General features: G+C 45.9%; 15 protein-coding genes and 1 tRNA gene. 9 read left to right on the top strand and 7 right to left on the bottom strand.

The features are described from left to right. Positions 1–9 precede the first annotated feature (9 nt). Positions 10–2,280 (bottom strand): efflux RND transporter permease subunit, encoded by a 2,271-nt coding sequence (locus MUY27_RS01800; RefSeq protein WP_245128253.1) that lies wholly within the window; start codon positions 2,278–2,280, stop codon positions 10–12. A 349-nt stretch (positions 2,281–2,629) separates the two neighbouring features. On the opposite strand from MUY27_RS01800, the gene MUY27_RS01795 reads away from it, so the two are divergent. Next, on the top strand, positions 2,630–2,980 hold the full coding sequence (locus tag MUY27_RS01795) for a diacylglycerol kinase family protein (protein WP_245128252.1): 351 nt from the start codon (positions 2,630–2,632) through the stop codon (positions 2,978–2,980). Then, positions 2,980–3,705 carry a DNA repair protein RecO gene (gene recO, locus MUY27_RS01790; RefSeq protein WP_245128251.1) on the top strand — a complete coding sequence of 242 codons (726 nt, stop codon included), beginning with the start codon at positions 2,980–2,982 and terminating at the stop codon, positions 3,703–3,705. Before MUY27_RS01795 ends, recO begins: the two co-directional genes overlap by 1 nt. Here the strand turns inward: recO and MUY27_RS01785 are convergent. Both MUY27_RS01785 and MUY27_RS01780 read right to left on the bottom strand, forming a co-directional pair. After that, on the bottom strand, positions 3,702–4,790 hold the full coding sequence (locus tag MUY27_RS01785; protein WP_245128250.1) for an AI-2E family transporter: 1,089 nt from the start codon (positions 4,788–4,790) through the stop codon (positions 3,702–3,704). The two genes, recO and MUY27_RS01785, sit on opposite strands and share 4 nt — an antisense overlap. Before the next feature lie 38 nt (positions 4,791–4,828). Next, entirely contained in the window at positions 4,829–5,101 is a 273-nt protein-coding gene (locus MUY27_RS01780; protein ID WP_245128249.1) for a hypothetical protein, read from the bottom strand. A 203-nt stretch (positions 5,102–5,304) separates the two neighbouring features. Between MUY27_RS01780 and MUY27_RS01775 the strand changes: the two genes are divergently transcribed. From MUY27_RS01775 to MUY27_RS01745, 7 genes are all read left to right on the top strand, one after another. After that, positions 5,305–5,379, top strand: a tRNA-Val gene (locus MUY27_RS01775). Between the two features lie 303 nt (positions 5,380–5,682). Then, complete coding sequence (locus MUY27_RS01770) at positions 5,683–9,804, top strand: hybrid sensor histidine kinase/response regulator transcription factor (protein WP_245128248.1); 4,122 nt, start codon at positions 5,683–5,685, stop codon at positions 9,802–9,804. A 157-nt stretch (positions 9,805–9,961) separates the two neighbouring features. Continuing rightward, the gene (locus tag MUY27_RS01765; protein WP_245128247.1) at positions 9,962–11,185 is read left to right on the top strand and encodes a hypothetical protein; all 1,224 of its coding nucleotides are present in this window, start codon (positions 9,962–9,964) and stop codon (positions 11,183–11,185) included. Between the two features lie 338 nt (positions 11,186–11,523). Then, positions 11,524–13,125: a glycoside hydrolase family 43 protein gene (locus MUY27_RS01760; RefSeq protein WP_245128246.1), complete on the top strand. Its 1,602-nt coding sequence runs from the start codon at positions 11,524–11,526 to the stop codon at positions 13,123–13,125. 24 nt (positions 13,126–13,149) lie between these two features. Then, positions 13,150–15,225 carry a glycoside hydrolase family 43 protein gene (locus MUY27_RS01755; RefSeq protein WP_245128245.1) on the top strand — a complete coding sequence of 692 codons (2,076 nt, stop codon included), beginning with the start codon at positions 13,150–13,152 and terminating at the stop codon, positions 15,223–15,225. 33 nt (positions 15,226–15,258) lie between these two features. Next, a complete protein-coding gene (locus MUY27_RS01750; protein ID WP_245128244.1) occupies positions 15,259–17,208 on the top strand; it encodes a glycoside hydrolase family 97 protein in 1,950 nt (649 codons plus the stop codon). A 170-nt stretch (positions 17,209–17,378) separates the two neighbouring features. Further along, positions 17,379–19,874, top strand: coding sequence for a glycoside hydrolase family 95 protein (locus tag MUY27_RS01745; protein ID WP_245128243.1), 2,496 nt, complete (start codon positions 17,379–17,381; stop codon positions 19,872–19,874). Positions 19,875–19,879: 5 nt separating this feature from the next. Here MUY27_RS01745 and MUY27_RS01740 read toward each other — a convergent pair whose 3' ends face one another. From MUY27_RS01740 to MUY27_RS01725, 4 genes are all read right to left on the bottom strand, one after another. Further along, positions 19,880–20,236 carry an L-rhamnose mutarotase gene (locus MUY27_RS01740; protein WP_245128242.1) on the bottom strand — a complete coding sequence of 119 codons (357 nt, stop codon included), beginning with the start codon at positions 20,234–20,236 and terminating at the stop codon, positions 19,880–19,882. A 115-nt stretch (positions 20,237–20,351) separates the two neighbouring features. Further along, positions 20,352–21,626: an L-fucose:H+ symporter permease gene (fucP, locus tag MUY27_RS01735; RefSeq protein ID WP_245128241.1), complete on the bottom strand. Its 1,275-nt coding sequence runs from the start codon at positions 21,624–21,626 to the stop codon at positions 20,352–20,354. 37 nt (positions 21,627–21,663) lie between these two features. After that, positions 21,664–23,316: an alpha-L-fucosidase gene (locus tag MUY27_RS01730; RefSeq protein WP_245128240.1), complete on the bottom strand. Its 1,653-nt coding sequence runs from the start codon at positions 23,314–23,316 to the stop codon at positions 21,664–21,666. 102 nt (positions 23,317–23,418) lie between these two features. Continuing rightward, positions 23,419–25,056 (bottom strand): RagB/SusD family nutrient uptake outer membrane protein, encoded by a 1,638-nt coding sequence (locus MUY27_RS01725; protein WP_245128239.1) that lies wholly within the window; start codon positions 25,054–25,056, stop codon positions 23,419–23,421. Positions 25,057–25,068: the final 12 nt, after the last annotated feature.

Raw genomic sequence — 25,068 nt, 5'->3', positions numbered from 1 at the left:
GTTTGGTGTTTACAAAACCGGCGCTTCCATTTCGGCAACAGGCTCTGTAACGTCTTCCCGTTTCTTACGTTTTTCTACGCTTAAAAGAAATGCCGGAAGCAGCGTTAGATTGGTGATCATGGCAATCAGCAAAGTTACCGAAAGTAATATCCCTAAAGCAACCGTACCGCCAAAGGTAGACGCGGCAAAAATGCCAAAACCAAAGAACAGGATAGTCGCAATATAGATCATGCTGATACCTGTTTCGCGAATCGTATCAGACACTACCTGCGAAACACTTTTACCGGTCAAATGCAGTTCCTGGCGGTAACGGGTAAGGAAATAAATAGTCTGGTCTGAAGAGATGCCCATCGCGATACTAAAGATCAGGATGGTGGATGGCTTAAGCGGGATGCCGCAAAAACCCATAATACCCGCGGTAATCACCAACGGTATCAGGTTGGGCAGTAAGGAAATGGCGATCATTTTAATACCGCGGAACAATACCCACATCACCAAACCAATCAATACGACGGCCCAAGCCAGGCTTTCGTACAGGTTTTTCACCAGGTAATTGTTGCCCTTAACAAAAATAACGCTCGAGCCGGTTAGTTCTACATGGAAGTTCTTTGGATTGAAAATAGAATCTATCCTTGGCTGCAATTCTTCAAACAGTTGGTTTAGTTTTTTTGATCCAGCATCCACCATCTGGAAGCTAATGCGTGTGGTCTGCTTGGTGCTATCCAGATAGTTTTTAAGCGTGTTATTGTTGTTCTTACCGCTGTTGGCCGCATAGCTTAAAATAAAGTTCTGGTCAATGTTGTCTGGCAGGCGGTAATATTCCGGGTTGCCATTATAAAAAGACTGGGTAGAAAATTTCAGCACCTGTATCAGCGACAGCGAACGGCTGAATTCGGGGTAAGACGAAATCAGCTTCTCTAACCGTTCCACTTTACGCATGGTGGCAAGGTTCATCAACCCGTTCTTACGTTTAGATTCTACACTTACTTCCAGCGGAAGCACGCCCTTAAAGTTCTTTTCGAAAAAGCGCAGGTCGGTAATAATTGCGCTCGACTTTGGCAGGTCGTCAACAATGTAACCATTCACGTTAATGCGGCTCATACCGTAAAAACAAACGACAACCAATGCTGCGGTTCCAAAATATATCGCAGGCCTTTTATGATGAACAAGGTGATCGATAAAGTTCAACACACGGTGCAGCACCGGCTGATCTTTAATGCCGCTTTGCTTGGGCTTTGGATCTGGCAAATAGCTGAAGATAACGGGGATGAGCACCAGGCTAAGCGCAAATGTGGCCATAATACTCAACGATGCTACCAGGCCAAACTCGGTTAGTAATTGACTATTGGTAAAGCAAAGCACCGCAAAGCCGATAGCAGTAGTTACGTTGGCGATAAAAGTAGTAATGCCCACCTTTTCTATCACCACATACAAAGCTTGCATTTTATCGCCTGTAAGTCCGTATTCGCGGTAGTACTTGTTCAGGATAAAAATACTGTTAGGTATACCGATCACTACCACCAACGGCGGAATAATGCCGGTTAGCAGGGTGATGTTATAGTGATTTAATACCAATAAACCGAGGCTCCATACCACGCCGAGCATCACCACCAGTACCGGGAAGATAACCGCGTATACCGTACGGAAAAACACCACCAGGATAATAGCGGTGATCAAAAGGGAAAGCCCCAGGAATAGCGCAAATTCGTGCGAAACCAGATCGCTCACCACGGTACGGATCAGCGGAAGACCGGATACATGTACTTTGATATTATGTTTCAGCTCAAATTGCTTACTCAGCCTTACAATCTGGTTGACGATAGGCACCCGTGCCGGAGAATTGACAATTTTGGTATCAAACGTTATGGCCATCAGCGTAGATCGATGGTCCTGGCTTAGCATCATGCCATCATAAAACGGCAAATTCAGCACATGCGCTTTAACGCTGTCTACCCCATCCTGTGTAGCTAACGGTTTGGTCACCAATGGCTGCAATACAAAACGGTGCAGGGCAGTATCCTTTTGCAGATCGTAAATATTAGCAAGAGAAATGACTGCTTTAATGCCCTTCAGGTGCTGTACCTGGGTGCCGAGCAGGTACCAGCCGTTAAAAACATCCTGCTGAAATAACCTGTCTGATTGTATCCCCAGTACCAATGCCGTACCATCCTGACCAAACTTTTTCTGAAATTTAGTAAAACGGATATAGGCCGAATCGGTAACGGGCAAAACTTTTCCTGCGTTGTAGGTAAGGCGTACTTTGCTCGCCTTCCATCCCATAAATACACTCAGAAGGGTAACTATGATAATGACTGCCGGCCTGTTTTTGAGAATAACGCCAGCAAGCTTTTTCCAGATCATGCGTAAAGAATAACAGCCGGCAAAACTACAAAAATGTCTGAAATGCGTTGAGCCATCGATAATATTGTGACATTAACGCGTAGGATAATACTGTAGTATTAGATATGATAGTAATATTGACCTCTACCTAACCCTCTCCAAAAGGAGAGGGAATAAAAGTCTTTCCGCTTGCTGGCGTAGGGGATTATTCGCCGTACTCGTTTTAGATGCTCATGAGGGCTTTGCCGTTTAGGAGGGGTTATAGATTAATCCTACATTTGTTTTGCTGATGAAGAAATTTTTAAAAGGCTTTACCTACGCTTTTAACGGCTTAAAGTATGCTGCTGTAACCCAGTTAAACTTCAGGGTGCACCTGGTGGCTATGCTTACCGCCATTACGTTAGGCCTTTATTTCCATCTTTCGGCGAACGAATGGTGCTGGCTGGCTTTCGCAATTGCCTTTGTACTGATCACCGAGTTACTGAACACTGCTATTGAAATCCTGGTCGACCTGGTTTCGCCCGGATACAACATTAAAGCCGGGCACATAAAAGATGTTTCTGCCGCGGCGGTACTTTTATCAGCCATATTTGCGGTAGTGGTTGGCGGTATTATTTTTATCCCTAAACTATTCTTCTGATGCTGCACAAGACCCGCGGAATAGTTTTTAAGGTAACGGATTACCAGGAGAGCAGCGTAATTGTACAGGTATTTACCGAGAAGTTCGGCATGCAATCCTACCTGATCAATGGTGTTAAAAAGCCAAAGGCTAAAATTTCGCGCAACATGCTGCAGCCGCTCTACCTGCTGGATATGATCGTTTACCACAAAGATCAAAACTCGGTACAGCGGATCAAGGAGCTAAAAAACGCACCGGTGCTAAACAGCATCCCTTACGACGTGGTGAAGAGTTGTATGGTGATGTTTTTGAATGAAGTGCTGTACAAAGCCGTTAAACAACACATCCCGGACGAACATTTGTTCGAGTACGTTTTCAGGGCGATAGAATGGCTGGATCACCAGGAAAAGAACTTTGTAAATTTCCACCTCATCTTCCTGGTAAAACTAACCCGCTTTCTGGGGTTTTACCCGGATGCTGCCAACGCAGGCAATGCGGACTATTTTGATTTAAAAGACGGTGTATTTCTGCCCTACAAACCCGAAGGACTACAATATCTGGCTTCACCACATACACAAAACTTCTACAGGTTGTTACAGTACGGCTTTAATACCATGGGTGAGCTTAAACTGACCAATACCGAACGTCGTTACCTGATCGGCAAGTTGATGGATTACTATGCGATGCACGTAGAAGGATTTGGCAATATCCGTTCTGCCGAAATACTGGAAGAAGTACTGGGCTAATCTTCCTTTCGTCCGAAAAGCTTTTTAAAAATATTCCCGTCCTTTTGTTCATGCTGCCCCGAACCGATAAGGTAGCCGTAAGCATTCAGTGGCGTTACGTGGTCGCACACCACTTTAAACATCCCTAAAAGCGGGATGGCTAAGATCATACCGGCGATGTCCCAGATGGCTTCACCAACTACGATGATCAGGATGGTAAAAAGCGGATTAATATTTACCTGACGGCCTACCACCAGGGGTTCCAGCAGGTAGGTTTGCGTAAACTGAACGATAGCGTAGGTTGCCAATACTCCAAGCACCATATTGGTACTGCCGCCCTGCGCCAGCGTGATCAATACTGTAATGGTGGTGCCGGTTAAATTTCCAATAAAAGGAATAATCTCCAGCAGTCCGCATAATATGGCAAAAAGAATAGCGCCTTTTATCCCCACAATGCTGAAGCCGATTCCGTACATCACCCAAAGCATCACAATCATCATCCCTAAACCGGAGAGGTAACTCTGGGTAACGCCGCTTATTTTTTGAAGGATAACCTGGGTATTCTTGCGGTCTTCGTTTCCGACAAGCCTGATGACAAAATTTTTAAAATGTCTGCGGAAGTAAAGAAACAAGAAGGTGTAGACCAGCACCAGCACGGTATCAAGCATCAGTCCGGCAAATTTGCTAAAGGCAGACCAGGCCATGCCGGTTGCTTTCTCCATCCCGCCGGATTGCTGCTCCCTGATCATTTGCTTCTGCTGATGAACAGACAAACCGAAATGCTCGGATGCGTAGCGCTGCAGGCTATCCGTTAACTGTTGAAAGCGTTGTTCTATTTGCGAAAGATCTTTCAGCAAATCGCTGATCTGCCACTGCAACAGATAAACTAACCCCGCCGCGCATAAAGTAAAAACCAAAATACAGGCAACAGATGCGATGCCACGGTTAAACCCTTTCTTTTCGAGCCATGACCCGAGCGGCATCAGTAACATAGCGAAAACAGCTCCAAAGGTTAGTGGTATAAATACCGTTGCGCCAAAATAAAGCAGCAGTGTAGAAAGGCAGATAAGGGCGAGTATCCGTAAGATCTTGTTGAGCTGTAGCATATTTAAAAAGAAAAAAGCCGGGCAATACCGGCTGTAAGTTATATACCAGAACCGCGGCCGCTATCCCCGGCCTCGTTCTCTAGTACTTTTCTGCGAATAAAATCAACAGTCGACGCAGGTAGTTCCGGCCCCGAAATTTGCTTCAAACTATCGTCCTGCTGGATTTCAAGATCAGCAAAAGTATTATTGTCAAGATGAAGGTGAAGGATGTTACCCTCTTTCTCTACCCAAACAGATAATTCGCGTTCAGAATAGTTAATAGTGAATTCTTGTCTGCCCTCGGGGAAGCTATTATTGGTGTAATCAGTCATAGTTGAGTTGTTTTCATTTAATAACAACAATGCTGTAAGCTATGTTTGCAGTTGCTTTTTTAGTGTAGAAAAAATTATTTCACTGCATATCAGGCACTTCAAAAAATTTTGAAAAATAATTTTGAATAAATAAATGAAGTTCCTATGTTTGCAGTCCCAAAACAAAGGAAAATATCTGAAAAGAAAATGACTTTGAAAACAACGGGAGCATAGCTCAGCTGGTTCAGAGCATCTGCCTTACAAGCAGAGGGTCACAGGTTCGAATCCTGTTGCTCCCACAAAAGAAAGCCCTTCAGAGAAATCTGAGGGGTTTTTTATTTGAAGAATATTTCCCTACTCTACCCTTCCATCATCACCATAAGTTTTTAATAAACATTTGTACCATGAATAAATCAATTCGTAGCAGGTGTCAACCGCCTTCTCGGATAATTTAGTTGTGCTGAATACAGCATAACCAATTATCGATTTATTTCGGTCAACTATCTTTTAAATACCTCCAATTTTCAGGTCTTGCTTGATATATCATCAGCAATACCGGCTCTTGTTGTAAACGGGCTGTCGTACCATATACTAACTGACTTATGCGATTATTTAAAAGTTATTCATACACTGTAGCGAATATCTTACTTCTAATATTCATTATTTTACTGCTTCCAGGAGTTACCGCGGCGCAATACCAAAATGAACTTATTTGCCGGCGTTTGCAAAAAGGGCTTTCGCACCAAACTGTCTCCTGCATCTACCAGGATTTTAAAGGCTTTATGTGGTTTGGCACCCAATCCGGGTTGAACCGTTACGACGGAACACATATTGTTGTTTACGAACATAATCCCCACAACTCAAAAACGATTAACAACAACGCTGTCAACGCCGTTCTCGAAGATAAATATCGTAACCTATGGATTGGTACCGCTACCGGCCTAAACAAGTATGACAGAGCTGCCGATGCTTTTGTTCCCTTTTTACTAAAGAAAGATAAGCCGATATATGTCAGCTGTTTGTTCTGCGATCACGACGGAAACCTTTGGATCGCTACCTCGGGCAGCGGTCTTTACGTATACCAGCAGCGCAACAAAAAGCTGCTTGCCTACACACATGATGACAGGAATGGTGGTAGCATTTGTTCTGATTTTATAACGGCGATCACTGAAGATACCCTTGGAAATATCTGGGTGGGTACGCGCAGCGGCCTGGATTTAATCAGGGAAGCAAAACCAGGGCATTTTTTTCACTTTGCGGCGAATGAAAAAGACGCGACGGCCTTGAGCCACAATATCGTCACCTGCCTCAAAACAGATCAAAACGGTGAAATCTGGGTGGGTACTTATGGCGGTGGTTTAAATAAGATTCACCAGCAAAGTGGGCAGTATAGCTTCGTTCATTTTAAAAATGAGAAACAGCCGGGCAGCCTTAGCAATGACGATGTACTGAGCATCCTGACAGACCGTAGCGGCGGCTTATGGGTTGGCACAGAAAACGGCGGGCTGAATTTTAAAAATCCCCAAAACGGTCATTTTGAGCATTATTCAAGCAATGATGGCAACTCACAGGGGTTAAGCAGCAACTCCATCTGGTCGCTTTATCAATCAAGAGATGGCTTGATCTGGATCGGAAATTATGGTAAAGGACTGAATATCTACGATGCTAACTTTGAGAAATTCAGAAATTACGAACGCATCCCTTTTCAAACCAATACCCTGCCCAATAACAATGTCAAAAGCTTTTCAGAGGATGATAAAGGCAACTTATGGATCGCTACGGATGGAGGTGGGGTTTGCTATTTCGATATCAGGAGTCATCTTTTTTCTTATCCTATTAACAACAGCACCCTCACTAATAAGGCGGTGCAGGCGATACTAACGGACGTCAAAAAAAACACATGGATAGGTACCTGGGCTGGCGGTCTTGACCGCTATGACCGCTCAGGACGAAAATTAAGAAACTACAGTTTTGATGGACAGACAAAAAGCGGGCGCAATAACTTAAGGTGCTTGTTCAAAACCCAATCTGGTGAGCTGCTCGTCGGCACATCCGGAAGCGGGCTTTATCGCTACGACACCGGCAATGATTGCTTTTCGCCGATAATAGATCCTACCGGAGTTTCCCACTTAGGCCGCACTTCCTATGTCAACGCGATATTAGAAGATGACGATGGCTCCCTTTGGGTAGGCACCTCTTACGGTTTAGTACACCTATACTCCAATAACTGGCTTAAACCGAAGTTTGAGTGGTTTCAGTATTGTTCTAAATCAGAAAACACCCGTAATAGTATTGCGGTAAATACGCTGTTTAAAGACAGCCAGCATCGGCTTTGGATTGGCACAAGTGAAGAGCTATCCCTATTCGACAGGAAAACAAAAAATTTTACAATTTTCAATAAACAGAACGGTCTACCAGATAATATTATTAACGGGATACTGGAGGAAAAACCAGGCCTGCTTTGGATCAGCACCAATAAAGGGATCTTTAGCTTTAACACCCAAAACCGCAGCATCCGGAATTACACCGAACAAGACGGCTTATTAATCGACGAATTCTATCCCGGCGCATGTATGAAAACACGTAACGGCGAATTATTTTTCGGCGGCAATAATGGTTTTTGCACCTGTGTGCCAAAATCGATGAAGACCAATACAACCGCGCCACCGGTATATATTACCGGGTTTCATCTTTTTAGTTCACCAGCAAAAAACCGGAGACAGCAACCCTCATCGTCCCAAAATATAAGCGAAACTAAAAAGCTTACGTTAAATCACCTGCAAACATCATTTTCGGTAGAATTTGCCGCGCTCAACTATATCTATCCACAAAAAAACCACTACCAGTATAAACTCGTTGGTTTTGACAACACCTGGCATGATGCCGGCGAAATGCGTTCTGCAACTTATACCAACCTCGATCCAGGCAAATACATTTTTATGGTGAAAGGTTCTAACAACGAAGGTTACTGGAACCCAATCCCTGCAACCATGGATATTACTGTTTTGCCTCCATGGTGGAGAACCAAAATCGCCTATGCAAGTTATCTCGCAATTTTTGCAGCGTTACTCTGGTTGTTCATCAAACTGCGTACAGCGCAGTTAGCAAACGAACAAAAACTTACCCTCGAACATGACCACCGCCTGCGCGTAGAAGAGCTAAGCCAGGTTAAAAACCAGTTTTTCACCAATGTCTCGCATGAGCTAAGAACTCCGTTAAGCCTCATCCTTGCTCCCATTGAACAAATGCTTTCTGAGCAAAACATGGGTAACCAATTCAGGGAGCGTTTAAACCTGGTATATAAAAACGCCAGTCAGTTACATAGCCTGGTGAACGAACTGATGGATTTTAATAAGCTGGAACATCATAAACTGAATATCGAGGTTCAACACTGCGACCTGATCTTGCTAACACGCGAGGTTTTTCTGTTATTTCAGGACGAAGCGTTCAGAAGAAAAATAAACTATGAATTATACACAGAGGCTGTAGCCTTACCGGTATGGATGGATAAGGGCAAAATGCAGAAGGTAGTTATTAACCTCATTAACAATGCCTTTAAATTTACGCCAGACGGCGGGCGCATTATTGTAAACATAGACCGAAATATTGCAGATCATTTGTATACAGAAGGGACCGCAAGCATAACAGTAACCGATAATGGGTGCGGAATAGCACAAGAATACCTGCCCCAGATATTCGATCGTTTTTTTCAAAGCCCTGAAATTTCAACAAAGAGTATCGCAGGCAGCGGGCTCGGATTAGCTTTAGTAAAAGAATTTATAGAATTGCATGGCGGCTCTATCAAAGTAACCAGCGAAAAATGGACGAAGACTGCCTTTGAAGTGACCCTCCCGCTTGGTAATGCCCATTTCGAAACGAAAAGTTTAATAAATACCCAGGTCGAAACTGCGTTAACAGCGCCGGCAGACACAAAAACACCAGCCTTAAATCCCCAAAAAAACAATGCCCCTGCTATATTGATCGCAGAAGATAACGCCGACTTAAGAAACTACCTTGTATCGGTATTATCGGCAACCTACCGGGTTTTGCAGGCAGCAGATGGAGAAGAAGCTTATCAGATAGCACTAACGCACAGCCCTGATTTAATCATCAGCGACGTGATCATGCCGCGGTGCGGGGGAATAGAACTATGCAAAAAAATTAAAGCTTCCGCAAACACAGCTTATATCCCGGTAATTTTACTGACAGCAAAAGCAGCGATCGAAAACCAGGTTGAAGGCATTGCCCTCGGGGCAGACGCCTATGTTACCAAGCCATTCAATATTGAAGTCCTAAGCACCCAAATCAGTCAGCTCATTAATTCCAGAAGAGAATTGTGCGCCCATTTCAGCCAGGATGCCTATCTGCATCCGGGACATACCCAAGCTGATGCGGTTGCAGAAGAGCTGATCAGGGAGGTAACAGATTATATACTTAAAAACATAGCCGACGAAAACCTGAGTGTCGAAAGTATTTCAAACGGATTGAATTTAAGCAGAAGCAATTTGTTCAGAAAAGTAAAAGCAGCAACGGGGCTATCTGTTGTAGAGCTGATAAGGCAGGTGCGCTTAAAAGAAGCTTTAAAGCTGATGGAAACTCAAAAATATGCGATAGCTGAAATTGCCTTTCTAACCGGCTTCAGGTCCCCCGCTTATTTCACAAAAAGCTTCAAAGACCAATACGGCAAGCCCCCAACAGATTATACCAGGAAGAAAATAATGTAAAGTTTCAGATAACGTCTAAAAATTGCCTTTTATCCTCAAAAATCAACATTTGTGATAGTAATTGGTCTGTTTTTGATACTTGCAAGGGTTATTGCGTCGATATTTTTGGATTGTCCATTCGGGATACACCAACCAATTAATTACCAAATTAACCTTTATGAAAAAGAAGATTTTTACACTATGCGCGTCGGTATTAGCGCTTTCCGCCTGTACAAAGCAAAACATCAACGATCAAACAGCAGGCGCCGAGGTATCCAAGAACAACAAAACGGTAAATGCCGTTACGGGTACAGCTACAATTGATGCAAGCACCGTTCAGCAGACTGTCCAGGGTTTTGGCGGCGCCAGCATCCTGGCCTGGCAAGCCGACCTCACCTCAGACCAGCGCACTAAGGCTTTCTCTCCGACAAGTGGTATCGGCATGAGTGTCCTGCGGGTAATGGTGCCTACAAGCAGTAGCAGCTTTGCCGCCGAAAAGCCTACCATAGATGCCGCAAAAAGCTATGGTGCAAGAGTAGTGGCCACCGCCTGGAATGCGCCTTCCAGTATGATGACCGGCAATCACCTCAATACCTCATCTTACGCAGCCTTTGCTTCCTACTTAAGCTCTTATAACTCAGCCGTAGGGGGAGTATACGCCATCAGTCCGTTTAATGAACCCAACTACACCGGCTCTACCTGGATGCAGGCTTCTGTTAGTGAAGTAACCAACTTTGTAGCTACCCAGGGAGCTAACTGCGGCGCACCAATTATGGCGCCGGAACCATTTAATATGGATCAAACTTTTATTAACACTTTTCTGAGCAACTCCGCTGCAAAAGCTAATACCAGCTTTGTATGCGGGCATATTTATGGCGTAAATCCTTACAATCTCGGCAGCATCGGTAAATCTGTCTGGATGACCGAACACTACACCAATTCGAGTATCAGCGGAAATGATTGGGGCAACGCCATGACAGCTGCCAAAGAGATACATGACTGTATGAACGCTGGTTGGGCTGCTTACGTTTGGTGGTATATTCGCCGCAGCTACGGCCCAATCGATGAAAGCGGTAACATCACAAAATTAGGGTATGTAATGGCACAATGGGCACGCTTTGTTCGCCCGGGTTACAGCAAAGTTTCCTGTACCGCAAATCCGGCTTCCGGTGTTTATACCACGGCTTACAAAAGCGGCACTAAACTGGTAATTGTTATTGTTAACCGGAACAGCGCAACCACAAACCAGGCCTTCAGCTTTAGCGGAATTTCTACTGCAGGTTTTGACCGTTATGCAACCGACAGCGGCTCTAACCTTGCCCATACCTCATTCAGCGTGTCCGGCGGCAGTTTCAACATTAACCTTGCACCATCAAGCGTAACAACGCTTATTTCACAATAAAAAGAATTTCCGGCCTTTGCGGTTGATGTGTTGATACTTGTGATTAAGATCAGCATCTAAATGCAGCATGCTCGGGATTTTTAAAATCACAGACATAAAAGCACCTATTCCTTCGCAATAAAGCAGCCCCTTAGAGATCATCTAAGGGGTTTTTCGTTTGAGGATTGTTCCCCAAAACTGCTGATTTTATGGCAAGCGCTTATCTGTTTTATGCAAAAAAAAGTCTTATTTAGGAAAATATAATAGGCTTGCACTAAACTAATTTTGAAGATTAGCGGTAACTATCAACCGGTTACTAAACCAATTTAACCATTTCAAAATCAATTAAGTTCTTTACAATGCACCTTAAAAAGGCCATCTGGAGTTTGTCTGTCTTTTTACTCGCAGTAGTGAATGTCTATAGTCAACCGCAGCAAACGCCGGTTACCTGGGGTAACTGGCTAACCTGGGGCGACCAGGGCAATGGCACTTATCACAACCCAGTTTTGCCAGGGGATTATAGCGATGTAGATTGCATCAGGGTTGGAACAGATTATTATGCCGTTTCGTCCACCTTCCAGTATTCTCCCGGCTTTGTTGTCCTGCACTCGAAAGACCTGGTGAACTGGAAAATACTGGGGCACGTGGTGAATGATATTTCAGTGATCTCCCCCGCCATGAACTATACTCAAATGGACCGGTACGGAAAAGGGATCTGGGCTGGGGCCATCCGCTATCACGATCACCGCTTCTGGGTTTATTTTTGTGATCCGGATGAAGGGTATCTCATGAGCACTGCAGAAAAACCCGAAGGGCCATGGTCGCCGCTAAAACGGGTATTGGCAGAAAAAGGCTGGGACGACTGCTGCCCGTTCTGGGATGAAAACGGCCAGGGCTATTTAGTTGGGACCAACTTTGCCGACAATTACAAAATACATCTGTTTAAAATGACGGCCGATGGCCAATCTCTTATCAAAGCATCTGATAAGGTGATCTATCAGTCAAACGGAAGCGAAGCTAACAAGTTATACCAAATAAACCGCTACTATTACCACCTCTTCAGCGAGGTACGCAACAATGTGCGCGTGCTGATGATGGAACGTGCGAAGAATATTTGGGGGCCATATGAAGGCCCGCGGCAGTTGAGCGAAGGGCAACCGCAATACAATGAACCCAACCAGGGCGGGCTGGTAAAAACCCCTTCTGGTAACTGGTATTTCCTTACCCATCACGGATCCGGCGATTGGTCTGGCCGGATATTAAGCCTGCTGCCGGTGACCTGGCTGGAAGGCTGGCCCATAATTGGTAAGCCCAACGCTGCAGGTATTGGCGAAATGGTGTGGTCTGCACCTAAACCGGTAGCCAATCAACAGAAAGTGATTCCGCAAAGCAGTGACGATTTTTCATCCGCCACCCTTCAACCCCAGTGGGAGTGGAACTATCAGCCAAGAAAAGATAAATGGTCGCTAACCGAAAGAAAGGGCTGGCTAAGGCTCCACGCGTTTAACCCGCTTAAAGACAACCTGCTTTATGCCGGCAATACCTTAACCCAGCGTACGTACCGTACCGAAAGAAACGAGGTTACCGTTAAATTTGATATCAGCGGGATGACCGACGGGCAGAAGGCAGGCTTTGCGCACTTCGGCAACCCAAATTATTCGGCTGTTGGGATCGTATGCATAGGTAAACTAAAAAGGCTGGAATTTACTACTAAAGATCAGGTAATACCCGGTCCGCAGATTAACGGCAAGCTGTTATGGCTACGTTCTGTATGGGGATTAAACGGCCAGAGCACCTATAGCTACAGTACAGACGGTAAAGTATTTGAACCCATCGGCGAGGTTTACCAGTTGCAATGGGGATCATACCGGGGAGACAGGTTAGCCATCTATAATTATAACGCCAAAGCAGATAACGGTTATGTGGATGTAGATTATCTGCACTATACATACGCAAAATAGTTTTGGCCAAAAAGTAAATCCCTGATGAAACAACTGCTCACCTTTTTTCTATGTGTTATTACAGGGTTAAGCGCTTTACATGCGCAGTCCTGGACGGCAGATAACGGCAACGGCACTTATACCAACCCGCTTTTTTATGATGAATTTTCAGACCCGGATATGATCCGTGTGGGGAATGATTTTTATCTGACGGGCACAACCATGCACAGCGTACCCGGCTTACCTGTATTGCATTCCAAAGACCTGGTGAACTGGCAATTGGTTGGCTACGCGCTTGACAGGTTTAACCTCGGTGATGAATTTGACCTGACTAACGGTAAAGAAGCCTATGGGCAGGGCATATGGGCGCCTTGTATCCGCTTCCACAACGGCGTTTTCTACATCTTCTCCAATATCAATAAACATGGGCTGCAGGTTTTCACTGCAACTAACCCAGCCGGGCCGTGGAAACAGCACAATCTTGGCCGTCACATTTATGACCTTTCTGTATTGTTCGAAAATCAACGCATTTATATTGCCTATGGCGTAGGCGAGATCAAAATGATCGAACTTAAAACAGATTTAAGCGGCTTTGTTCCCAATAGCGAAAGGGTGATTATCCCCGAAGGCAATGCTATGGGCGAGGGAAACCATCTTTATAAGATCAACGGTAAATACTATATCACCAATGCAGATAATGGCCGCCTGCAGTGTGCCAGGGCTACCAATATTTACGGCCCTTACGAAACTACGGTAGTCAGCGCTAAGGAAACGATGGGGACATCGCTTGGATGGCTGGCAAAAGATATCTGGTTAGATACACCGCTTCCGGCCGCTACGGATAGCCTGACTATTTATAAACAGAACGATCAATTATTCAAATCGGTGCCGATGCACCAGGGCGGTATTGTGGATTTGCCTAACGGCGACTGGTGGGGTTTTTCAATGATGGATTTCCGTTCTGTCGGACGCACTACTTTTCTGTCACCCGTTACCTGGAAAGATGGCTGGCCGTTTTATGGCGTGGAAGGAAACCTGGGGCGTTCGCCACGTACATGGCTTAAACCCAGGGTAGCGAACCAAGAAAAACCGCATGCGCCATACCAGCGCAATGATAATTTTAAAGCGAGTAAACTGGCATCGGCATGGCAGTGGAACCACAATCCCGTTAATACTAAATGGCAGTTGAAAGATGGCTCGCTTAAATTACACACCTTGCCCGCAAAAGATTTTTTGTGGGCAAGGAATACCCTTACGCAAAGAGGTGTAGGACCGGAATCTGAAGCAACCGTTGAATTGAACGGCAAAAACCTGAAAGATGGGGATATTGCGGGGCTAGGCCTTATGAATATACCTTTTGCATGGGTAGGTATTTTACGGCGGGGCGACCGTTATGTACTGAGAATGTTCGATCAGCATCGGCAGCAGACTATTGATAAGTCGCTTAACTCGCCGCACATTTATCTCCGTGCCTTTGGCAATTTCGATACGGATATTGCCCAGTTGAGCTATAGTACAGACGGAAATAGGTTTAAAAATATCGGCGACAGTATCCGTTTGCCTTACCAGTTAAAAACCTTCCAGGGAACCAGGTATGCCTTATTTGCCTACAACACCAAAGTCCATGAAGGCGGTTACGCCAGCTTTAGCAACTTTGTTTTAAAAGAACCGCTGGCGAACCGTTCAAATAACATCCCGTTGGGTAAAACTATCATGCTCACTAACCTGGCCGACAGGCGGATGGTGTGGGCCAACCCTCATGGTATGCTTTGCCCGGGGCAAATTACCGGATCATCAAAACAGACCGATTCTGCTTACGCCTTTAAAGTGCTCGACCGCGGAAATGGCAAGGTGGTATTGCAGGCAGTTAACGGAACGGGCTTTGTAACTATCACCGGGCAGGGATTATCTGCAGACGTACGGTTAATCAAAGAAGAATCCGCTGCCAGCCTGCTTTTATGGCAGGATATGCTGCGCGGCCAGTGCATGTTACTATCTTTAAAAACAAACCGCTACGTTGGTCTCGACCCGCATACCGGCGAACTGTATTCGGCAGACTGGTTTGGCACGCTACCCGGCAGAAAAGACGGCACTGTTTTTACCTGGAAACAAATAAACTAACTATAAAACTTTTGAAAAAAGGATATACACCCTATGCATCCATTGATTAAACGTATTCAGCTCCTTACTTTTTGTGCCATCAGCTCGTTAGGCTACACGCCTGCCTATTCACAAACAAAGCAAACGTATTCGGTTACCTCGCCGAACGGGAACATCAAACTGGTTTTAGAGAATCATTACCAGGCTGGAAATGATTCTGCCGCGTCTGCCCGTTTTGCTGTTTACTACAAAACGCAGGGAAAGTTTAAACCGTTGATGAGTGGGAGCAAACTGGGGCTTTCCACCGCTGATGAACAATTCAGCAACATGAAGCTGAAAACCGGCGGGGCAATCAGAGGTGTAACTACCCGTTATGAAATGCTCACCGGCAAACGTAAAGCCTGCTCAAATGCCGCAAACGAAAGTACGTTCGCTTTCCTTAACGCAGTCGGCAAGCAAATTAATGTAATCTTCCGTGTTTATAATGATGGCATCGCTTTCAGGTACCAGCTACCGAAATGGTCTGCCCAACCGGTTAATGTGAAGGATGAGTACACCACCTACAACATCCCCGCAAAAACAGGCCGGTGGATGCAGGCATATGATCCCTCTTATGAAGACTTCTACCCGTACAACACTACCGGAAAGGGCACAAAAGGACAGCAATGGGCCTACCCTGCGCTTTTTAAAGCAAATGAGTTACCCGTTTGGTACCTGATCTCTGAAGCTGCAAATAGCGAAGTGAACTGCGCTGCAAGGCTTACCAACAACAACGACCTGAATAGCTATAAAGTTACCTACCCCGAACCGAGAAAGGATTTTCAGCAACAGGGTGACGTTGCGCCGCTTCCATGGACATCGCAATGGCATACCATAATCATCGGCTCGCTGGCCACCATAGTACAGTCCACCCTCATTACTGATGTGAGTGAACCCGGAAAAATTAAAAACACCGACTGGATTAAGCCTGGTGCCGTATCCTGGATCTATTGGGCAAACAATCACGGATCTAAGGATTACAAGAAAGTAGTTGAATACGTAGACCTGGCGAAAAACATGGGCTGGCCCTATGTGCTGATTGATTGGGAATGGGATGCCATGACTAACGGCGGTAACCTGGAAGATGCCGTTAAGTATGCAAAATCTAAAGGAATTAAGCCGCTGATGTGGTATAACTCCGGCACAACCGGATGGGCAGATGCTACCCCATACGACAGGATCCGTGAGCGGGAGAAACGGGTTAAAGAGTTTGATTGGCTCAACAAAATAGGCGTTTACGGGGTGAAGGTAGATTTCTTTGCCGGCGATCAGCAGGACATGATGAAGCTCTACCTCGACATTTTGAAAGACGCTGCTGACCATCATTTGATGGTCGATTTCCATGGTGCCACCATTCCACGCGGCTGGTCGCGCACATACCCCAATCTAATGACGGTGGAAGCTGTTTATGGTGCCGAATGGTATAACAATAAAGATGTGATGACCAATAAGGCCGCTGCGCATAACACCACATTGCCGTTTACCCGTAATGTAGTTGGCTCCATGGATTATACCCCGGTAACTTTCTCTAACAGCCAGCACCCGCACATCACTTCTTACGGGCACGAATTGGCACTCTCCGTTGTATTTGAATCAGGTTTGCAGCACTTCGCCGACAGGCCTGAAGCGTATTACGCACTGCCGGAAGCACCGCTGAACTTTCTTAAAACAGTGCCTGTTGCCTGGGATGAAACCAAACTTTTAAACGGCTATCCCGGTGACCATGTAGTGATTGCCAGACGAAAAGGCAGCAAGTGGTATATCGGCGGTTTGAACGGACAGGATACGGCGAAAACACTGGAATTTAACCTCGACTTCATCACACAAAAAACAGCTAGAATCAGCATCATTCAAGACGGCGAAAACGATAAATCTTTCAAGGCGGAAACAAAATCATTAAGTAAAGGCCAGAAAGTACAGGTCAGCTGTTTGCCCCGCGGAGGATTTGTCTGCGTAGTCGAATAAGATACACATGAACAATCCAGATTAAATTACTTGAGCTTCGGCAACTGCTATGCAAGCAGGCCGAGGCTTTTTTGTGTCGGTTCTGTGAAAAAAAAGGTCGGATATTATCAAACTTACCTTTAACACAGTCAATACTTTTGAGATATTTACAGAATACCAATAAAACTTTCATGCTAAAATTTTATACAAAAAAAAGGAAGGAGCAGCTTTTTGCCCCTGTTGCTCCTTTGCTATTATTGCTTTGCGCCAGCTTAACGCTAAGCAGTGTACGTACAGCAAATGCGCAGGACAAGCTGACACTATGGTATAACAAACCGGCTTCGGTATGGACAGAAGCCCTGCCGGTAGGCAATGGCCGGGTAGGTGCGATGATCTACGGTAACCCCGACAAAGAATTACTGCAACTTAATGAATCAACGTTCTGGAGCGGCGGACCGGTAACACGCGGCATTAACCCCAATGCAGCGAATGCATTGGCAGAAACTCGTAAAGCATTATCAAAAGAAGATTATGACGGCGCTACCGAAGCGGTGAAAAAGATGCAGGGTGTATATACACAATCCTATCTTCCCCTGGCAGATCTTCATCTATCGCAGGAGGTTGGCTCTTCTTATTATACCAACTACAAGCGTACCCTTTCTGTAGCTAAAAGTATTGCAACCGTTACATTCCAGGCGGCGGGCGTAAATTATAAGAGGGAGATCATTGCCACATTCCCCGGCAAAGCCATTGTTGTTCATTTAACGGCAGACCGTCCCGGGAAAATAAGCTTCAGTGCCAGCTTAAACAGCCAGGTAAAATATGTAGTTGAAGCAGCGAGCCAAAATGGCCTATTGTTGAAGGCTAAAGCCCCATCGCAGGTAGATCCTAACTATGTCGATTACAATAAAGAACCCGTAAAATATGCCGACAGTAGCAATTGCAAAGGTATGCGTGCCGCTTTACGGGTTAAAGCAGTGGCTAAAAATGGCACGGTAAGTGCCAACAAAGATGGGTTGACTGTAAAAAATGCCGACGAGGTAACGTTATTTATCTGCGCGGCGACCAGCTTTAACGGCTATGATAAATGCCCCGATAGCGATGGCCGTGACGAGGTTGCCATTTGCAATACTGAAATGAACACCGTGATGCAAAAAAGCTGGCAGCAGCTTTACGCAGACCACCTGAAAGATTATACCCAGCTATTCAACCGGGTTAATATTGATCTGGGTAAAACTACCGGAACCGAGCCGGAACTGCCTACCGACCAAAGGCTGCTTGCTTTTAGCAATGGTGCTAAAGACCCCGAGCTGGAAACGTTGTTTTACCAATATGGCCGCTACCTGCTTATCAGCTCGTCCCGTCCGGGTGGGCCGCCTGCTAATTTACAGGGCATCTGGAATAATAAATTAAGGGCACCATGGAGTTCAAACTTCACTATTAATATCAATACGCAAATGAACTACTGGCCTGCGGCGACAACCAACCTGCAGGAACTGGAATACCCGCTTTTTGCCTTTATTAAAGAACTATCGGTAACGGGCAAAGCAACCGCAGAAGACTTTTATCACATGCACGGCTGGGTAGCCCATCATAACACAGACATCTGGGCAATATCCAACCCGGTTGGCGATTTGGGTAAAGGCGAACCTAAGTGGGCAAACTGGTATATGGGCGCGCCATGGTTGTGCAGGCACCTGTTCGAACATTATTTATTTACTAAGGATGAAGCATTCCTGAAACAGTCTTACCCCATTATGAAAGGTGCTGCCGAGTTCCTGGTAGATTTCCTGATCGAGGATAAGAACGGCTACCTGATCACATCACCGTCTTTTTCACCAGAAAACGAGTTTATTGACGACCATGGCAAACCAGGCAATACCTCCATTGCTACGACCATGGATATGTCTATCATCCGTGATCATTTCCGTAACTGTATCGAAGCTTCCGAAGCATTGAATACCGATGTTGCTTTCCGTAACATGCTTAAAGCGAAGTTGGCTAAGCTTTATCCGCTACATATAGGCCATAAAGGCAACCTGCAGGAATGGTACAAAGACTGGGAAGATGTTGATCCGCATCATCGCCACGTGAGCCAGTTATTCGGCTTACACCCGGGCAGGGAAATATCTCCGCTTACTAATCCGGCATACGCCGATGCTGCCCGCAAAACGCTTGAACTACGCGGCGACGCAGGTACCGGCTGGAGTTTAGCCTGGAAGATCAATTTCTGGGCAAGGTTACTGGATGGCGACCATGCCTATAAGCTGCTGCGCGATTTAATGCGCGACCTGAGCGTTTCTAAAGGTGGTGGCCTCTACCCCAACTTGTTCGATGCGCACCCGCCATTCCAGATCGATGGCAACTTCGGCGCTGTATCCGGCATGACGGAAATGCTGCTGCAAAGCCACCTGGGCGAACTACAATTGTTGCCCGCATTGCCTAAAGCATGGGCAAGCGGAAATGTATCCGGCTTAAAGGCAAGAGGTGCATTTACAGTTTCTATGAACTGGCAGAACGGAAAGTTAAAAACAAGCAGTATTTACGCAGAAAAAGGTGGCATGGTACACATCCGTACGCTAACGCCGGTTAAGGTAAAAGGGGTAACCGCCAAGTATGTCGCTTCTAAAAACGGCTACCTTATTTCTTTCGTGGCTAAGAAAAACACCACCTACCAACTTTATTAAAGGTTTTAGGGTTGGATGACACTTGGGTTCAAAACGAAAATCTGATCCATCAGAACCCACTTTTCACCTTCACCTGCCCATGGGAGCGGTTGCTGAAATTTCCACATCAGCTGCTCCCATTCCTGCACTTTGGGGTTGTTATAATCCTGTTCTGCTTTCTTATCAAAATCAAACCAGTCTTCCGTCTCCATAATCATAAAAAGACGATTGCCGGTACGGTAAATCTCCATCTGAAGCACACCGGCGTCTTTAATGCTGGCATTAATCTCAGCCCAACCGTTGCCGGCTTTGTGCCAATTTTCATATTCGGCAATCAATACCGGATCATCCACCAGGTCAAGTGCCAAACAATATTTTTTCATATAATTAATCGTTATAAATCTTTGGGCTTAATTACTTCTTCCCGTTTACGAAATATTGTTCGGGTAGATCATTTCTGAAGCCACATTCCACTAACAGCCGACGTGCCTTCAAAGCTTAATACACGTTAGAAACCGGCAGTTCTTTAATTCCCGCTTTCCTGATCACCTTATGGCCTGTTAATCCGAAAAGCATCACTACTACAAAGCAGGCCAGCGGTATAAAATAGCCGTTCTGAACATTTCCGGTCTGGTCGCTCAGGTAACCGAAAAATCGCGGGATGATGGCACCGCCAACAATAGACATGATGATGAGGCTACTGCCAAATTCAGTATCAGCGCCCAGGTCGCGGATACCCAGCGCAAAAATGGTAGGAAACATGATCGACATGAAGAAGCAGATCGCAATCACAATGTAAACCGTCACCAGGCCATGGCACCATATTGCACCGGCACAAAGTATCACGTTAATGGCAGCATAGAGGCATAACAGCTTTTCTGCCGCAATGAACTTCATTAACGCTGTACCAATAAAACGGCCGGTAAGGAAAGCGAAGCCACCCGCGCTAAGGTAATAAGCAGCCTGTACCTCTGAGATCTTAGCCGAGGTGGTGGCATATAAAATAAACAAACTGAACACACAAACCTGCGCCCCAACGTAGAAAAACTGTGCCGCTACTCCCCATGAAACATGTTTATACCGCAATACTTGGAAGATATGTGCACTTCGTTTTTCATCGTTATCTGCCTTGTGGGTAATCACGGGCAACTTTGAAAAATAAAAACAGATAGCAATAACAACCAGTATCACCCCGAGAATAAAATAAGGCATCTTTACCGAAGAAGCCTCTGCAGCCAATGCCGCTTTACGGGCAACAGGCGTCATGGCGTTGAGTACATTATCAGAATAGGTCTTCGTCAGGATGACCTTTGCACCGATGATAGGCGCCAGCGTTGTCGCCAGTCCGTTAAAAGATTGCGCAAAATTTAACCTTGTAGAGGCTGTCTCCGGGTCGCCAATAACCGTCATGTAAGGGTTAGCAGCCGTTTCCAACGTGGTAAGGCCGCAAGCAATAATGAACAAGGCCACCAGGAAAAACATGTACTGCTGGGTATTGGCCGCCGGGATAAACAGGAAACAACCCGCTGCAAATATGATCAGCCCGGTAATGATGCCGCCTTTGTAGCCATATTTCCGGATCAGGAAACCGGCAGGCAGCGCCATAATGAAGTAGGCGATGAATACTGCCGAATCTACCAGGGTAGCCTGCACGGTGCTTAAGGTAAATGAACGCTTCAGGTGCGGAATCAGGATCGGGTCCAGGTTGTGCGCAAATCCCCATAAAAAGAACAGGGTAGTTAGCAGAATAATGGGGAGTGTTGTCTTTTTCATTTAATATATCAAATATGCTGGTATTTTACTTGGCCGATCAGGATTTTACTGCCCCTTGTATTTTAAATACAAAAGCATTTTGGCACGGCGCTTCCTGCGGCAGGGTTATTTGCAGCCCTTCATTCCCCTGTTGAAAGGTTAATTGCTGATGGTGCCCTAACAGCGTTACAGAAGCTATTTTACCTGCCGAAGCGCTTGCAGCAAGCTTCTTAATTGTTGCCATACCGTTAGTTGGCCAGCCAAGCATAGCCGCATACAGCGTTTTTCCTTTTTGGGTGAACCTAATATCCTCTGAAGTGAACGGCTTGCCTTTACCTTCGTTAAAGCCCTGTGCACTTAGCGGTGCCGCAGATTCAATAGCCGGCCCTTCGCCAAATGTTTGCCACGGGCGGGTATCGTAAATGGCTTCACTGTTAATCTTCATCCAGGCGGTTATACCTTCCACTACGGCGCGTTCCTTTTCATCAATGGTGCCGTCGCCGCGTACAGGGATATTCAGCAATAGGTTGCCATTTTTACTTACTACATCCAGTAAGGTATGTACTACGGTTTTTGCGCTTTTATACTCGTTATTGTCGTAAATACGGCGGTCATAATGCCAGCCGCCTATGCAGGTATCTGTTTGCCATGGCAGCGGTTCAATCTCATTACTTTGCCCGCGTTCTATATCCCAAACCATGCATTTTCTTTGCTGTTCGTCCAGTATCTTACCGTAAATAACCGCCCTTAAATGCCCATGTTCTTTAATGCTTTTGTTGTATAAATGAGACGCAATACGAAGCCCTGCATCACTAACGGGCCAAAGCGGCAAAACAGTATCGTCAAAGTAAATCAGCTCCGGGTTATAACGGTCAATCAGTTCTATGGTACGGTTATAGAATTTTTCGCAATAGGCCTTACTCGGCGGCGTAACGCCATTACCCCATGCCCATTGACGGTGGATCATGCCATTATCAAGACTATTTTCGCTTAAGGGGTGGTTTTGGGCGTAAAGGTCTTGCGGATCGTAGCCATTCCACCATTTCCCGGCACCCTCCGCCTTAGTTAGTTTACCGTCGTAAGGCACCCCCGCTAAAGGCCCATTTTTATCTGAACGCTGGGCAGTTTCAAACCAGCTCCACGCGTGCGCGGCATGCACGCTCACGCCAAACGGTAGGTCGTTATTTTTGGCAGCTTTTGCCCAACCACCGATCAGGTCTTTTTTCGGGCCCATTTTGGTGGAGTTCCATGGCTGGTATTTGCTGTTGTACAGGTCGAAGTTATCATGATGGTTGGCCAGTGCCATAAAATATTTCGCGCCTGCATTTTTATAAAGGGATACCAATTCCTCCGGATTCCAGTTTTCGGCTTTCCACTCGTGAATCACATCTTTAAAGCCAAACTTTGAAGGGTGACCGTATTTCTTACAGTGGTATTTATACTGGTCGCTTCCTTCCTGATACATGCCCCTTGCATACCAGTCGCCATATTCTGGCTGGCATTGCGGCCCCCAGTGCGCCCACATGCCAAACTTCGCATTCCGGAACCATTCCGGAACCTGGTAGTTAGCTAATGAGGTCCAGGTAGGTTTGAACGGACCGACAGGCGCATCGAGCAGGGCATTGCCAATGATATTTGCTCCGCGAACACGTGATACGCCTACGGCTGACAGACCAGTTGTAATGAGCTTTAAAACTTTTCTCCTTTGCATATAGGTAAAATATCAAATATTTAACAAAATAACACTTTCCGGGAAGAAAGACCTTGCGCCCATCCGCCCGGAGAAGTGTAACCAATTAACAATCCGTAACTATTAATACCCCGGATTCTGGGTGAGATTTTTATTCAGATCGCGCTCTGATTGCGGGATAGGCCAAAGCTCATTTTTCCCGACAACAAAGTTCCTTTTCTTGTAAATGTAGTAGCCATCGGCATCAACCGGGAATGCGGTATAAGAAGATGGCGTATTAGTCAGCTTCATACCGGTGAACTGGCGGTTGTTTTCGCTACCGATAATTCCCCAGCGCAGGCAATCATAGTAACGCAGCCCTTCGAAAGCAAACTCGATATGACGCTCGCGGCGGATAATCGTTCTTAACGCGTTCGGATCTGTTGTGGTAACAGCCGGCATGTGTACAGCCGCGCGTCCGCGCACTTTGTTAACGGTAGCATCTAACAACGACTGATCAATTGGCGCGCCTGACTCTACTTTTGCCTCTAAATAACCCAGCAATACCTCTGCATAGCGGATCAGCGGGAAATTGTTACCAGAGTTGAAGTCGTTCGCCACTGAAGGATCATCCTCTAAAAACTTGTAAATTGAATAGCCGCTCCATACACCAGGATACTCATCCAGGCGGTCTGGCTTGTTCGTACCAGGTGTGGCCGAATATTGGATCCCCCTGAAGGTGGTACGGCCAGGGATCATGATATTGAAATCCAGGCGCGGATCGCGGTTATTGTAGGGATTATTCTTATCATATAACGGCGATTGGTCGATGGTTTTTCCGTCGGTACATTCATAATCCTTCACCAGTTCGTTAAACGGCGAGTACTGGTGCCAGCCGCCCCAGGTTTCTGGTGTAAGGTACTGCAGTAGAACGTGGCTATAGGTATCTTTAATATATTGCATAGACAGAATTACTTCGTGGCTCAGTTCACCGGCTTTCAGGAACAATTCCCGGTAGCGCGGATCAATGATGTAATAATTCATGTCCATAATAGCCTTATAGCTTGTCGCAGCATCAGCCCATTTCTTTTCAGCCATCTGCAAACGGCCTAATATCGCCAGGGCAGCAGCGGCGGTCATATGGCCTTGCTGCGCATCCGGAACGTAATTTGGCAATACTGCTGCGGCAGCCTTCAGTTCGCTTTCGCAAAATGCCCAAACATCAGCCTGTGAAGCACGGGTTACGCTATTTGCCTGATCGGTAGTCAGCACATGCTGCACCAGTGGCACACCACCGAAATACAGGGCCAGGTTAAAGTAGTTATAGGCCCGGATGGTACGCACCTCGCCTATCATTACGTTTTTTTGTGTGGCATCCATACTTACCTGCCCGATATGGTCAAGAAAGTTATTACACCGGGTAATTTGTGTATATGCCTGCGAATAATAGGCACCGACAAAACTGTAGGAAGAGCTCAGGGTACCATCGGTAAAATGATCGGGGATGGATTCCTTTTCAGAACCGTCGCCCGCCATCAGGTCGAGGTTTACCATAGAGGTAGCACACCAGAAGTTGTAGCCTGTCCATCCGGATCCAGAATCATAAACGCCGTTCAGCGCCAAAGTAGCATCGTTAGACGTTTTCCAGAAGGTGGCATCTGATATAGAAGACAAAGGTTGTTTGTCCAGCAGGTTTTTTTGACAGCCCGAGATAACAGTAAGCAATAAGCTTAGTGCCATTGTGGTTTTCACCAGCTTATTTTTATGAAATATTGTTCTCATGGTTCAATAAAT

Origin of the sequence: Mucilaginibacter straminoryzae, assembly GCF_022953055.1 — a bacterium.
GTDB lineage: Bacteria > Bacteroidota > Bacteroidia > Sphingobacteriales > Sphingobacteriaceae > Mucilaginibacter > Mucilaginibacter straminoryzae.
This window is presented reverse-complemented; position numbering and strand designations above follow the sequence as displayed.

Coding starts and splice junctions, on each gene's coding strand:
- MUY27_RS01800 (WP_245128253.1), bottom strand. CDS start 2,280: ATGGGATGGAAGGCGAGCAAAGTACGCCTTACCTACAACGCAGGAAAA.
- MUY27_RS01795 (WP_245128252.1), top strand. CDS start 2,630: ATGAAGAAATTTTTAAAAGGCTTTACCTACGCTTTTAACGGCTTAAAG.
- recO (WP_245128251.1), top strand. CDS start 2,980: ATGCTGCACAAGACCCGCGGAATAGTTTTTAAGGTAACGGATTACCAG.
- MUY27_RS01785 (WP_245128250.1), bottom strand. CDS start 4,790: ATGCTACAGCTCAACAAGATCTTACGGATACTCGCCCTTATCTGCCTT.
- MUY27_RS01780 (WP_245128249.1), bottom strand. CDS start 5,101: ATGACTGATTACACCAATAATAGCTTCCCCGAGGGCAGACAAGAATTC.
- MUY27_RS01770 (WP_245128248.1), top strand. CDS start 5,683: ATGCGATTATTTAAAAGTTATTCATACACTGTAGCGAATATCTTACTT.
- MUY27_RS01765 (WP_245128247.1), top strand. CDS start 9,962: ATGAAAAAGAAGATTTTTACACTATGCGCGTCGGTATTAGCGCTTTCC.
- MUY27_RS01760 (WP_245128246.1), top strand. CDS start 11,524: ATGCACCTTAAAAAGGCCATCTGGAGTTTGTCTGTCTTTTTACTCGCA.
- MUY27_RS01755 (WP_245128245.1), top strand. CDS start 13,150: ATGAAACAACTGCTCACCTTTTTTCTATGTGTTATTACAGGGTTAAGC.
- MUY27_RS01750 (WP_245128244.1), top strand. CDS start 15,259: ATGCATCCATTGATTAAACGTATTCAGCTCCTTACTTTTTGTGCCATC.
- MUY27_RS01745 (WP_245128243.1), top strand. CDS start 17,379: ATGCTAAAATTTTATACAAAAAAAAGGAAGGAGCAGCTTTTTGCCCCT.
- MUY27_RS01740 (WP_245128242.1), bottom strand. CDS start 20,236: ATGAAAAAATATTGTTTGGCACTTGACCTGGTGGATGATCCGGTATTG.
- fucP (WP_245128241.1), bottom strand. CDS start 21,626: ATGAAAAAGACAACACTCCCCATTATTCTGCTAACTACCCTGTTCTTT.
- MUY27_RS01730 (WP_245128240.1), bottom strand. CDS start 23,316: ATGCAAAGGAGAAAAGTTTTAAAGCTCATTACAACTGGTCTGTCAGCC.
- MUY27_RS01725 (WP_245128239.1), bottom strand. CDS start 25,056: ATGAGAACAATATTTCATAAAAATAAGCTGGTGAAAACCACAATGGCA.